The following is a 13,133-nucleotide window of genomic DNA, read 5'->3' on the forward strand; positions in this document are numbered from 1 at the left end:
TTATGGAAAATAAAAGGTTGTTCTTGCTACCATTTATACAGGATATACTTCACAATGAGGATTTTCAATCCCTGCAGCATTACACCCATCATGGGACAATATCATGCTATCATCACACGCTGGAAGTAGCATGGTTAGCGTATAGATTAGCTGTAGCTTTAAAACTTGACTACGTTGCAACAACACGCGGTGCATTGCTGCATGATTTCTTCATGTACAATTGGCGAACGGGTGGCCCCAGGCTCCATGGATTCAGGCACCCGCGCATTGCACTCAACAATGCATCAAACCATTTTGTGCTGGGCCCAAAGGAAAAAGACAGTATACTGCGACACATGTGGCCCCTTACACCACTTCCACCCCGCTATCCTGAATCATGGATAGTAATGGTAGCTGATAAGATAGTATCAACCTTAGATTATATTCGATTTGTAATAAGTAAAGTAGCTTTGATGTACAATTACATACACACCTCTATGTGGTTACCATTACAATCGCGATTCAATCGTCAGAAGCAATATTCTTAAATTACATAATCGTGCTTACTGTTTTGTCCAAACGCAAGTGTACTACAGTGGGCCATATTAGCAGCCAGGATGATATTTACACCAAATGTTTACCGTTAGTATCGCCCCCTGTATACAATCAAAGCAGTAATGGGCAGCCCTCCATGGTTGAAATATATTTCCTTATCAGCAGGAATTGTAAATACTTCTTTAATCCTTGAAGGGATTAACACGCAAAAACTCCATGTTGGATACCAATGGGTAAAAATATATGTAAGGCGTTTATATAGTTTTATAGTATCAATAGTTTTAATACGCTTCCCATAAGGTGGATTGATAGTGCATAAAACTTTTCCACTGATTGCTTTCTTCTCTTTTAAAAAATCACCGGTATAGGTTTGTAGGTGAGCGCCAACTTTCATGCTGTTTTGCTGTGTTATAGCAACCACGTCGGGGTTACTGTCACCAGCTATAATAGTTATATCCCTGTGCTCACATGGTTTGTTACATATAATGTTAGTAAATATTTGCTTGCGAAATGATGGCCAGTTCATAAAAGCAAAGGTGCGGTGAGCTCCGGGTGGAACATTCTGAAGCATGCACCATGCCTCAATGGGAAATGTGCCACTGCCACACATGGGATCAATGATGGTATTGTAGTCGTATATATTGGATTCATATAACAGTGCTGCTGCTACTGTTTCGCGAAGTGGTGCCTGGCTGATATGCTGCTTATATCCCCGCTTGTATAATGGCTCTCCGCTTGAATCCAAACTTACCATGCACTCGTCATGGTCAAAGCGCACAAGTACCTTTTGCACTGAAGTTGCATTGCATGGTATGCCAAACATAGACATGCGCTTTTCTATTGCTTTTATTACCTCCTGGCTAATTCTTTCAGTATGGTGCAGTTTTGATTTATGGACGCTTACCTCAACATCAATTGTCTGCCCCTGTATATATAGCTCCCACGGGAATTCTTTTAATGTTCTATAGATCTCATTAAAATGATATGCCCTGAAATGGGTAAGGCGCATAAGTATACGCGTTGCAACCCGTGAATAGTAATTTGCTGTATAACAGTGTTCTAAGGTCCCCCTGAATGTAATTCCACCTTTTGTAACAGTACACCCCTGTATACCTAATAGCTCTAATTCTTTTTTGGCTATTTCTTCAAAACCTGGCTGTACCACTGCAAAAAACGTATGGGGCCTGTGGATTACATGCTGAGCTATTCGGCGCTGTATGGCTTTCTGTGAGGTGCTGTAATGCATGGTTACTTTTTGTCAAACACAGCTAGTAATTCCAGATGGGGTGTTTGGGGAAACATATCATATGCCTTACACCATGCAAGTGTATACCTGTCAACAAGCATTGCTGCATCCTGTGTAAAGGTTACAGGATTGCATGACATATACACAATTCTGCCAACACCCGATTCCATAAGCTTTGTAACAACCTTAGGACCAAGTCCGGTGCGCGGAGGATCAACCACAACCACATCATAGTGAACACCATAGGTGTTAAGATATTCCAGCGCATCACCCTCCACAAACAATACATTGTTCATCCCGTTAAGTGTGGCATTGTGCCCTGCTACCCTAACAGCTTCATGGTTTGTTTCAACACCAGTAACACATTCCACCTGTTTAGCAATATAAAGGCTTATGCTCCCCACACCACAGTACATATCAAGCACATTTCCATAGACTTGTTTTGCAATTTCTCTGTACATTATCTGTGTTATACATGTATTTGCCTGAAAGAATGAATTAGGTGTTATTTGATAGATGATGCCATCCAGTGATTCTTCAATATATCCTTTCTTTATATCCTCAAATACTCTCCCGTAACTGAGATCTGCCAGCCCATCACTCAAAATAAGTGATATGGAATCAACATCACTGTACACGGCATTAATGACTGCTTCAAGATTGTTCTCTTGCCGCGCCACAACAAAATTTACCATTACCTGGCCTGTATTAAATCCCTGCCGTAATACCACATAGCGCAGGTACCCTTTATGGACCAGATAATCATAATCCTGCACACCGGAAAGTTTTTCACGTATTGTGGCAAATATACGCCTGCTGGTATTCTGCAAAAGAAAGCAATCGTGCAGGTCAACAACGTGTTTGAAGCTTCCTTGCCTGCGTAAACCAATCTTTCCAAAGGCTGTTACATAATCCATACGGTTTCTATACCCCAGCGGTTTGGAAGGTTCAACTGTATCAACACAAGCTACCGTATTCAGCAGAGTATTACAATACTCTTTCTTTATTTCAAGCTGTGTATTGTAATCAAAATGCTGAAGTGCACAGCCACCACAGTGGCCTGCATACATACACGGTGGGGCAATACGTTTATCTGTAAACCTGTCAGCAATAGATAATAAAAGCTTCCTATGTTTTTTCAAGGGCTATTACTCCAGACCAGTAACCTGTAAAGATTCAGGGTATTCCACTGCAAAGTGTATTGTTAATTCTTTTTTCTGATTAGGGGGAAGCTGTACCTGCCACGTTGCTTTTCCCTCATTATCAATATTAGCACCAATGCTGTTTTTGTTAATAAGGGTAACAGTTATCTTTTCATTTTGCGAAACAGGAATTGCATCCTGGACTGTAACAGTAACATCACGCTTTTTCCCATTGGCAAGTTTTATGGAATATATATATTCTATGCGCCTGGTTTTACTCACCAGACCTTTATATTCAGTCTTTTTGCTTAAAAGTTTTCTTTCAACCAAAAGACTTTCATCAACACCCAGTGCTGTGGTTATTGAATCCTTTGGTATGAAGAGTTTATTAAGATTAAATGAATTTACATATTTGCCATCTAGATACACATTCATTTTTCCACCCTGCATAGGAAAATCAAATGGATTGGGGAATTCACCTTCAAGCATAACATACGGAAGCACTTTGGGAACAGTTGCATAACGCACTGTACAATCCGTTGTTGCCGTTGCTACAGGTATTTTATAGGCATTGCCATCGGATGGAATGGTTTTTGCACCCTTTACCTGAAATGAAAATGCAATACGCTCTTCCTGCATTTCGGGCATTTCTTCAGCCTCCTGTGGTGCTTCTGCATCCTCACTCCTGAGTTTCATACTTTTGGCTGATTCTTTATAATAATACGAGGGCTGGTAAATATCTAAATACCATGGATTCAGTGTGGGCTTTTGAGTTGCAACAAAAGGCTTTGAAGTCGATAGCTCTAAAGAAACATCCTTCCAGTCTTCACCAGTTTTTTGATACACCCGAGCATTGCATATAACTTCAATTGTCTGTGTTTCAGTATTTGCACGCGCATCATATTCCATATTCCATCCTGCATTTCCTGTAATATACTGGATTTGTACCATTGCACTATCCTGACCAGTATGCACAATAACCAACTGTAATGATTTTGTAGCTTCATCTCCATTAAGAAGCGACAGCTCTTTTTCCAGCCGCTCTTTTTCTTCTTTATGTTTTTGCAGTTCCTGCTGCAACGTAGCTATCTTTTTATAGCTCTGGCTACTATGCTGTTCAATTAATTGCAGTATTGATTGCATCTGCGCTGCAGTCATGGCAACCGTAAATGGCGATGTGCTACCTTTTTTTATATACTCAAGGACTATGCTCAACGCCTGAATCTCATTTTGCTTTGCATTAATCTGGGCATTGATTGATTCAAGCTTTTCCTTGAGTGTGGTAATGCGTTGGGCATCCCCTTTTTTAAGATAGGTTGTTTGGACAGAAACATTATGCAACATAGCACCTTTAACAACCACCTGTACTGATTCATTAACCAATGATGCAGGTAGCCCCTCTATGGTTATCAAATTTTCACCTTTATGCAAATTTACCTTAGCTTCTTTCTTAACCAGTGCACTGTCATAATAAACAATAACTTTTGTAATTTCTGGTTTAATGGTTTGGGCAAGAACTGACGTAATGCCTGTAATAAACACCACTATTGTCAGTATGGTTTTTTTCATATAGAACCTTCCTTATAAAAATAAAAATCTATAACACCATGTACGATAGCTCATAGTAACAACTTTTGCCATTAAAATATTTATTTCTGAAAACGAACCTGTGCCTTTACATTTTCCAGGACTTACCTTAACAAGGCTGATATCATTATCTAAAACATGCATATACTACCTCTGGCAACAGGTTTTGTGTAAGAATACTGTATACATATAAGGAATTCAATCACTTAATATTTTATTCAAAATAATCACAAGATACCATTATAATTATATTTGACAATTTTATTGCATCAACACTACTCTTAGCACACTTTGCATTAGGAACATGGAAGCTTTCCATAATGCCAATAGAGCAAGGGATTTATTCAAGTACAATAACCAGGATATCATGAAAAAAAAATTACCATCATTTTTTGACTGCATTGCACTTTTAACCATTACCATAATTCTTTTGTTTACGGGGACAGTATTATTCAAAATACCCATCCCGCTACTGCTTATCATTGCTGCAACGCTAGCAGGCATAAAAAGCTATCTTTTGGGACACAACTGGTCTGAGATTGAAGGCAGTATTGTTAATGGTATAAAAGGCACATTGCCAGCCATCATGATCCTTTTAACTGTAGGAATATTATCAGGCAGTTTCATAGCATCAGGAACTATTCCTCTGCTTATAGATTATGGCTTAAAGCTTATTCACCCATCATGGATACTTCCGGCAGCATACATCGTATGCTGTATAAGCAGTCTGGTCATTGGAAGTTCCTGGACAACTGCAGCTACTATTGGTGTAGCGCTTGTTGGCATGGCTGGTGCCATGCATGTATCTCCAGCTATCTGTGCTGGTGCTGTTGTTTCAGGCGCATATTTTGGCGATAAGCTCTCCCCTTTATCTGATACAACAAACCTGGCACCAGGTGTTTCTGAAACCGACCTTTTTTCCCATATACGGGCCATGATGGCAACTACCATTCCGGCATGGGCAATTGCATTAACAGGCTTTATTGTGTTAAACATATACATTGTACCCGATACGAATACCCGCATAGAACATATTGAATCATTATTACAAACATTAGAATCATCATTTAACCTGCACCCGGTAACCATACTGCCTCTGGCAATAGTTTTCATCATGGCACTATTGCGTTTCCCGGCAGTGGTTATATTACTATCAGGAAGCACTGGAGCAATACTGGTAGGATGGCTGGCACAATCACAAAGCCTGCTTTCGGTACTTCAGTATGCATATTCAGGCTATACCATACATACCAACAATGAAATTATTAATAATCTTTTAAACCGTGGTGGTATAGTAAGTTTTTTAGAAACAACACTTATTATCCTCTGTGCTACAGGTTTAGGTGGTATCTGGGAAAGCGGAGGTTATATAACATCATTACATGATAATCTGCTCCATAAAATCAAAACCAGCAGGATGCTCATCATAGCAACTGTTATTACCGCTGTGATTTCAAATATCATTATGGCTGAACAATATTTATCCATTGTTATGACAGGAAGAATTTATAAAGACGCATACAGGCGGAAAAAACTGCAGCCATTTATGCTTTCTCGTTCGCTGGAAGATGGTGGAACTGTCACTTCTCCACTGGTACCATGGAATTCATGTGGAGCATTTATGAGCTCTGCGTTGGGTGTGCCTACACTGCACTATCTGCCCTATGCTTTTTTTAATCTTGTGATGCCGGTTGTTGCAATTGTGTTGACAGCCTTTGGCCTCTTTATTTACAGAAAGGATGATTAAAAAATAATTATTTTTAGGTGAAATTGCACTATGCAAAAAAATGCAAAGAAAATACCAACACGCAATGAAATACCAGCTGAACATAAATGGGATTTAACGCCATTGTTTGTGTCCGATAGTAACTGGGAAGAAATTTACAGTAAAATAGAAAAATCAATCCCTGAATATAAAAAGTATGAAGGGAAGCTGGCAGAATCCTTTGATGCATTTTTACAGGCAATTGAATTTGATCTTTCCATAGGACGCGATATTGACAGGCTCTATACGTACGCTCATCTAAAAAGTGATGAGGACACCACCAACCAGAATGCACAGGCCATGCTGCAGAAAGCTCACTCTTTAGCCCAGCGTGCAGCTGAAGCTTCAAGCTTTTTAGTACCTGAAATTCAATCATTGCCTGAGACTGTTATCAGTAACTATCTGAAAAACAATAAAATTTCTCCGTATGTTTTTTATATAGAAAAGATACTTCGCTACAGGGAGCATACATTATCCAAAGAAATTGAAGAAATTTTAGCAATGGCTCACGAGGTAGTGATTGCACCAATGGAGTTTTTTCGCAAACTTGATAATGCCGATATGCGCTTTGGCACCATTACCGATGAAAAGGGCAATATGGTTGAGTTGAGCCATGGCAATTTTATAACATTTCTGATGAACTATTCGCAGGATGTACGCAAAAATGCTTTCCACACCTATTACCAGGCCTACGACAATCACAAATATAGTATTGCACAGTCCCTGGCAAGCTCTGTAAAGAAAGATGTGTTTTTTTCGCGCGTACGAAAGTTTAAAAGCTGCCTGCACCAGGCACTGTTTCCGGATAATATTCCTTCCACCGTGTACCATACATTAATTGAAACAGTCTCTGGCAACCTGCAACCGCTCTTTAAATATCTTTTATATCGTAAAGAGGTATTGGAGCTACCTGAATTGCACTTTTATGACACCTACGTTCCCCTTGTTGCTGATATTCCATTCAGCATGGAATATGAAAAAGCCTGTGACGTATGCACGCAGGCTCTGCACATTCTTGGTGATGAATATGTTTCTACGTTGCATAATGGACTGCTTGGTGGATGGGTTGACCGCTATGAAAACAGGGGCAAGGTTAGTGGTGCTTACTCATCAGGCTGCTATGATTCACCTCCGTATATCCTTTTAAACTATGATGCTAATACCATAAATAGCCTGTACACACTCATACATGAATCAGGGCACTCCATGCATTCATATTATTCACGGAAAAATCAGCCGTATGTATATCATGAGTACACTATATTTGTTGCCGAGGTTGCATCTACCCTCAATGAAATTCTTTTAAGTCACTATCTTTTGCAGCAATACAGTGATAATCCGCGTATGCAGGCATATATACTCAACCGTGAAATTGATGAAATCCGTGGCACACTATTCAGGCAAACCATGTTTGCTGAGTTTGAGCTACTGGTGCATACCATGGCAGAGAATAACAAGCCCCTGACATTTCAAACAATGACAGAAACATATGCAGATCTATTACACAAGTATTTTGGCAATACCATTGTCATTGATAGTCAGCTACACCTGGAATACCTTCGTATTCCACATTTTTACTCAGCGTTTTATGTTTACAAATATGCAACAGGGATTGCTGCCGCACTTTCATTAGCCAAACAGATTATAAACAATCCCGCTGCATCACAGCGTTATTTGGAATTCTTATCGCTTGGTGGAAGTAAATTCCCGTTAGATGAACTACGTATTGCTGGTGTTGATATGGAATCGCCACAACCTGTCATTGACGCCTTACAGTATTTTGACAGCCTTGTAGACAGGTTTATTGCTGTTCACAAAAAAATTCATTAATGCGACAGCTTCTGTAACAGCTTTTGCGCCTTGATGTTGCCAGAATCAGCTTCAAGAATTTTGTTACAGTACTCAATGGCGTCACTGGTTTTATGTAAGGAAGCACATATAGCAGCCATTACATAGAGCGCCGGTACGTATGAAGGCTGTAAGGCAAGCGAATCTTCTGCAGCTTTATATGCTTCCTCATAATTGCGTAACTTATAATGAGCTATCGCCAGAAAATATTGAGCCATGCTGTCATCAGGAATTTTTGCCACATACTCTGTTAAGTGAACCACAGCATTGCTGTACCGGTGTGTGTATATATATGAACGGGCTAACAGCAATAATGAAGTCATATCCTCAGGATTCATAACGACTGCCCGCTTTAGTTCATCTATTGCCAGAGCGTATTTCTTTTCGGAAAAAAGCTGTTGTCCTTTTTCACGATGCTGCAGAGCACTATGCATGATGGGATCAAGTTCAAGCAACACAAATGTCATGTCATCCCGTGGTGGCGTGCCACCTAAAAATTTTTCCCACTGTTCAATTATGTACTCTTTTGCATCATCAATGGGCATATCAAGGGTCTCCATCAGAATTTTTTCAACCCGTTCATCACCAAACTCTTCATTATTCCAGTTGCGAGATTCAGGCAGCCCATCAGTATACAAGAAAACACGGTCACCAGGTTCCAGTATCCCAAAGTTATCCTCAAAAAGCCCACCAATCTCTTCATTGGGAAGAGCACCTAAAAATATTCCACCAGTATCCCAGTATTCCAGACGACCGGTGTTTCGTTTACACACAAGCGCTTTACGATGCGATCCATTTGCATAGATGACATCATACGTTGGAAATATTACCATGAAAAATACTGTTGCATATTCCTGCGTGCGAATAATATTAACAAGCTGTTTGTTAACATCAGCAAAAATGCGCCTTGGAAGCATGTATTTTCGACATGATTCATGGAAGCTAATTTTAACCATAGTACTGATAAGTGCAGCAGGGATACCATGTCCGGACACATCGGCAATTAAAACTCCCAGGCAATCATTCGGCATGCGGATTATATCATACAAATCCCCGCCAATATCACTTGAAGCCCGGTTGTATGCAATAACCTTTATTGCATTAAACACTACTGGTGTGTGTGGCAATATGCCCTGTTGAATGCTGGCAGCAATCTTTAACTCTTTTGCAATTAAATCATTTTTTTCCTTCAATGCCATCAGGGCCCGATTCAATTCTTTTGTCCGCTCTTCAACCTTTTGTTCCAAATTTCTTCGTATGTCATTAACCTCATATGCAGCAGCCAGGAAGCCTTTGCTGGTATTGATAAGTTCTTTATCCAGATAGGGAAGAAACAGTGAACCGCTACCACCTCGAGCAAGATCTATTGCAGCAGACTCAATTTCACTCAACGATTCTTCTATAGACAGCAGGTAAAAGAACAAAATGATAAATACTATAAATCCAGTGATACTGATAAACAAAATGGGTATAGGTGAAAATATGTCATAATTGTTGTAGTATACCATAAGCCCTAACTCAAGCATTGCCACAAGAACCATGATATTAATGAATATAAATTTTCCCCGTATGCTTAAGATATATCGTTCATTAAATGAAATGCTACGTTTTACTAAAAGCCACTTTACCTTACGGCGCATCCTGCCCGATAAAAGCTCTGCAACAATATAGGTCAAAAATACATAGATGAATATTGCCGAAGAAATGCCAAGTAAAAGAAACAATGCATTAGTAAAAGCTCCTTTTATGGCTTCATACACGCAAACTCCGGTCATCACAATTGAGGGATAAATTAATGCTGCTGTCATGTTATCACGCGGCAGATGTTCAAGTGCCTCCAGCAAGCGTACTGCTTCAGTATCATCAATTGTCTGATGAAGTGTATTATTTGCTATATATCTATTAATGAGAGAAAGCCGTTTTGTAAAGCAGGGAACCCCAACTTTTTCCAATAACCCAAAATGTATATAATATAATGGAGCATATATAAAAATCGTCATGCCTGAAAAAAGAATAACAAAATCCATGCCTGTATTGCTGACATCAAACCTGACAGTTGCATACAAAAAAAGTGCTATGTATGCTGCAATAATAAAACCACCCAAACTTGTGGTAAATGCTATAGCAAAGGTATAGGTAATCCGTTCACTTATCAAATTAAATATGGCAAAAAAAGGCTTTAGTACCCATGTTTCAAATTTTTGTATGGATATCATCACCAATTATCCTGACAGCATAAGTATTTTAGATATTTAGTATATTCTTGTAAATTGTAGTATATCATACTAAAAAAATCAATTAAAAAAATTTTTATATTTCATAATACGTACACTCCCTATGACTGGGGTGTGTTTTTATGGTATAAACCGTAAATTTATTAAATTTTCCGGTTGACTCAGTAGTATTTATAGTGCTATACTTATGACATTGAATACTCTTATATAAATATGGTTATACCCATGCATCAAATTGTAAATCCTAAATCATCAATCGCTGTATTAGTGGTAGATGATGAAGAATCAATCCGAACTATATTATCCCGCTATCTTTCATTGAAAGGGTATACGGTACTTACAGCTCCTGATGGCAACCTGGCAATAGAGATTCTTCATTCACAGCCAGTTGACCTTGTCCTTACCGATTTAATGATGCCCAATGTCAATGGCCGGGAACTTCTTCAGAAGATGGCAGCGCTTTTCCCTGAAATTCCTAAAATAGTGTTAAGTGGCTATGGCACCAATGAAGACATGCTTGTGGCTCTAAAAACAGGAGCATATGACTTTATTCAGAAGCCGCTTACCGATTTTGAAATACTGGATAAAGCTGTTGAACGAGCTATTGAAAGTAAACTTCTCAAGGAAGAACGTGACCGCTACATACAGCAGTTAACTTATCTTAATGACATCATTGGTTTTTTAAATAAAGGCGTTTCACTTGAGCAAATCTTTGATATTATAGCAAGCCGCATGAAAAAAGCTATCCCCTTTAATCGGTTGGCGATAGCTCTTATTAATGATGCAGGGCTGGTAGAAACTACATTGGTTTCTTCTGATAAACCAATATTAATTAAACCTGGTTCAACATTCCCCCTGGAAGAATCATCACTGGTAATAGTGGCACAAACAAAAAAATACGATATTATCAATGATTTAGAGGAATATAGTAGAAAGCACCATTCTGAAAAGGCCAAATTACTATTACAGGAAGGCATGCAATCAACCATGACAATACCACTTATAGCCGGAGGACGGCTCAAAGGCTTCTTACTATTTGCATCCTGCAACAAAAATGCATTTTTACCGGAACATGTTCAATTTGCTGAAACCATAAGTGGCCATATTATTTTTAGCCTGCAACGAGGTGAACTGTTACATCAGCTTGATATGTACAATAAAAAATTAGAAGAGATAGTTAAGATACGTACCCATCAGTTATTAAAAACACAAAAAGCCACAATATTTGCCTTGAGCAGTTTAGCAGAGCTCCGCGACCCTGAAACAGGCTTTCACTTAGAGCGCATCCGTGGGTATTGTATGTTGCTGGCACAAATTGCCAAATATTCTGGTGGTTTTTTAGAAATTAATAATCAGTTTTTACGAGACCTTTATGATTCTTCAATTTTGCATGATATTGGCAAAGTTGGCATTCCTGACAGCATACTCTTGAAGCCAGGTAAGCTGACCCATGAAGAATTTGAAATCATTAAAACACACACTACTATTGGGTATAACTCTTTAAAACGTGCATCTGAAGAAATGGGACGGGATTCATTTCTCAATATGGCCATGGATGTAACATTGTACCACCATGAAGCATGGGATGGTTCAGGATATCCCTGCGGATTGTCAGGTGAGGATATACCCCTTGCTGCCCGCATTGTAACCATTGCTGATGTATACGACGCCCTTACCACCATACGCCCATATAAGGCAGCCTTTGACCACGAAAAAGCAATTGCCATTATGAATGAAGAATCTCACCGTTACGATCCAAAGCTGTTTGAATTGTTTATACAAAATGCAAACGATTTTGATGAAATTCGTACAAAGTATCAGTAATGTCTTTTTAGGAGAACTATATGCAATCATATTATAGCTTTGGCAGTCCTATTACCCCATCAGTAAAAAAAATAATAATTTTTACATCAGTCATTTATATTATACAGCTTTTTGGAAATATCATCAGCCCTGGATTTGTTGAAACAACATTTGGAATACATCATATTGGCTTTATTCAACAATTAAAATTATGGCAACCTTTAACGTACATGTTTCTTCATGGCAATTTCTTCCATATATTTTTTAACATGTTTGCCCTGTGGATGTTTGGCAGTGATTTAGAAGAACTTTTTGGCAGCAGGAATTTTATCAAGTTTTATCTTTACAGTGGTTTTGGAGCTGGATTGTGTATAGCATTAATGAATAATTATCTTTTTACACATTACTCGTTAAACCCTATAACAGTTGGAGCCTCAGGTGCTATATATGCACTCCTTTTAGCCTATGGCATGATATGGCCAAATAGAGAAGTGCTTTTATACTTTCTATTCCCCATCAAAATGAAATATCTCTTATTAATATTTGGTGGAATTGAGTTTTTTGGCACATTAGCTTCAACTTCTGGTGGGGGAGGTAATATCAGTCATATAGGACATTTAGGTGGCCTTATTACTGGATTTATTCTTTTAAAATCAAAATTCTGGTATAGCAAAAAAGCCTTCTTTCATTCATTTGATACCATCATCAGGAACTATCGCCTGGCACGTCACAAAAAAAGAATTGAGGAGCGCATAAAAGCCAAAGAGATCATTGACACACTATTAGATAAAATTACCCACTATGGCTATGGGTCATTAACACCTGAAGAAAAACGTCAGTTAGAATGGGCTCGTAAACACTTCTATCCCAGCAATAATGACACCATCCATTAGGTATGGGCGATAGTTACCGGGGATAAATTACTTCTTGACAACAAGCTCAGATATGGGAACATCGTTGTATTATTTTTGCCA

At 38.8% G+C, this 13,133-nt stretch carries 10 protein-coding genes; 5 read left to right on the top strand and 5 right to left on the bottom strand.

Annotation, left to right across the window (positions count from 1 at the left end; all coding sequences use genetic code 11):
- Nucleotides 1–2 precede the first annotated feature (2 nt).
- Entirely contained in the window at nucleotides 3–527 is a 525-nt protein-coding gene (locus AB1444_02585; protein MEW6525535.1) for an HD domain-containing protein, read from the top strand.
- A 95-nt stretch (nucleotides 528–622) separates the two neighbouring features.
- On the opposite strand, the gene AB1444_02590 is transcribed toward AB1444_02585, so the two are convergent.
- Genes AB1444_02590 through AB1444_02605 form a run of 4 tightly spaced genes read right to left on the bottom strand, consistent with a single transcriptional unit; the run spans nucleotide 623 to nucleotide 4,653 of the window.
- Nucleotides 623–1,780: a THUMP domain-containing protein gene (locus tag AB1444_02590; protein ID MEW6525536.1), complete on the bottom strand. Its 1,158-nt coding sequence runs from the start codon at nucleotides 1,778–1,780 to the stop codon at nucleotides 623–625.
- Between the two features lie 2 nt (nucleotides 1,781–1,782).
- The gene (gene rlmD / locus AB1444_02595) at nucleotides 1,783–2,922 is read right to left on the bottom strand and encodes a 23S rRNA (uracil(1939)-C(5))-methyltransferase RlmD (protein MEW6525537.1); all 1,140 of its coding nucleotides are present in this window, start codon (nucleotides 2,920–2,922) and stop codon (nucleotides 1,783–1,785) included.
- A 6-nt stretch (nucleotides 2,923–2,928) separates the two neighbouring features.
- On the bottom strand, nucleotides 2,929–4,491 hold the full coding sequence (locus AB1444_02600; protein ID MEW6525538.1) for a mucoidy inhibitor MuiA family protein: 1,563 nt from the start codon (nucleotides 4,489–4,491) through the stop codon (nucleotides 2,929–2,931).
- 12 nt (nucleotides 4,492–4,503) lie between these two features.
- Nucleotides 4,504–4,653 carry a hypothetical protein gene (locus AB1444_02605; protein ID MEW6525539.1) on the bottom strand — a complete coding sequence of 50 codons (150 nt, stop codon included), beginning with the start codon at nucleotides 4,651–4,653 and terminating at the stop codon, nucleotides 4,504–4,506.
- A 223-nt stretch (nucleotides 4,654–4,876) separates the two neighbouring features.
- Between AB1444_02605 and nhaC the strand changes: the two genes are divergently transcribed.
- Complete coding sequence (nhaC, locus tag AB1444_02610; GenBank protein MEW6525540.1) at nucleotides 4,877–6,256, top strand: Na+/H+ antiporter NhaC; 1,380 nt, start codon at nucleotides 4,877–4,879, stop codon at nucleotides 6,254–6,256.
- A 30-nt stretch (nucleotides 6,257–6,286) separates the two neighbouring features.
- The gene (gene pepF, locus AB1444_02615) at nucleotides 6,287–8,104 is read left to right on the top strand and encodes an oligoendopeptidase F (protein MEW6525541.1); all 1,818 of its coding nucleotides are present in this window, start codon (nucleotides 6,287–6,289) and stop codon (nucleotides 8,102–8,104) included.
- Here pepF and AB1444_02620 read toward each other — a convergent pair.
- Nucleotides 8,101–10,338, bottom strand: a complete 2,238-nt coding sequence (locus AB1444_02620; GenBank protein MEW6525542.1) for a SpoIIE family protein phosphatase — start codon at nucleotides 10,336–10,338, stop codon at nucleotides 8,101–8,103. The two genes, pepF and AB1444_02620, sit on opposite strands and share 4 nt — an antisense overlap.
- A 243-nt stretch (nucleotides 10,339–10,581) precedes the next feature.
- Between AB1444_02620 and AB1444_02625 the strand changes: the two genes are divergently transcribed.
- Together AB1444_02625 and AB1444_02630 are read left to right on the top strand one after the other, a co-directional pair.
- Nucleotides 10,582–12,180 carry an HD domain-containing phosphohydrolase gene (locus AB1444_02625; GenBank protein ID MEW6525543.1) on the top strand — a complete coding sequence of 533 codons (1,599 nt, stop codon included), beginning with the start codon at nucleotides 10,582–10,584 and terminating at the stop codon, nucleotides 12,178–12,180.
- A 20-nt stretch (nucleotides 12,181–12,200) separates the two neighbouring features.
- Nucleotides 12,201–13,052 carry a rhomboid family intramembrane serine protease gene (locus AB1444_02630; protein ID MEW6525544.1) on the top strand — a complete coding sequence of 284 codons (852 nt, stop codon included), beginning with the start codon at nucleotides 12,201–12,203 and terminating at the stop codon, nucleotides 13,050–13,052.
- Nucleotides 13,053–13,133: the final 81 nt, after the last annotated feature.

Source organism: Spirochaetota bacterium, from assembly GCA_040756435.1.
Classification (GTDB): domain Bacteria; phylum Spirochaetota; class UBA4802; order UBA4802; family UB4802; genus UBA4802.

What these genes read in the sequence shown, in the direction of transcription:
- AB1444_02620 (MEW6525542.1), bottom strand. Translation starts at nt 10,338, where the DNA reads ATGATATCCATACAAAAATTTGAAACATGGGTACTAAAGCCTTTTTTT.
- AB1444_02590 (MEW6525536.1), bottom strand. Translation starts at nt 1,780, where the DNA reads ATGCATTACAGCACCTCACAGAAAGCCATACAGCGCCGAATAGCTCAG.
- AB1444_02605 (MEW6525539.1), bottom strand. Translation starts at nt 4,653, where the DNA reads ATGCATGTTTTAGATAATGATATCAGCCTTGTTAAGGTAAGTCCTGGA.
- pepF (MEW6525541.1), top strand. Translation starts at nt 6,287, where the DNA reads ATGCAAAAAAATGCAAAGAAAATACCAACACGCAATGAAATACCAGCT.
- nhaC (MEW6525540.1), top strand. Translation starts at nt 4,877, where the DNA reads ATGAAAAAAAAATTACCATCATTTTTTGACTGCATTGCACTTTTAACC.
- AB1444_02625 (MEW6525543.1), top strand. Translation starts at nt 10,582, where the DNA reads ATGCATCAAATTGTAAATCCTAAATCATCAATCGCTGTATTAGTGGTA.
- AB1444_02585 (MEW6525535.1), top strand. Translation starts at nt 3, where the DNA reads ATGGAAAATAAAAGGTTGTTCTTGCTACCATTTATACAGGATATACTT.
- AB1444_02600 (MEW6525538.1), bottom strand. Translation starts at nt 4,491, where the DNA reads ATGAAAAAAACCATACTGACAATAGTGGTGTTTATTACAGGCATTACG.
- AB1444_02630 (MEW6525544.1), top strand. Translation starts at nt 12,201, where the DNA reads ATGCAATCATATTATAGCTTTGGCAGTCCTATTACCCCATCAGTAAAA.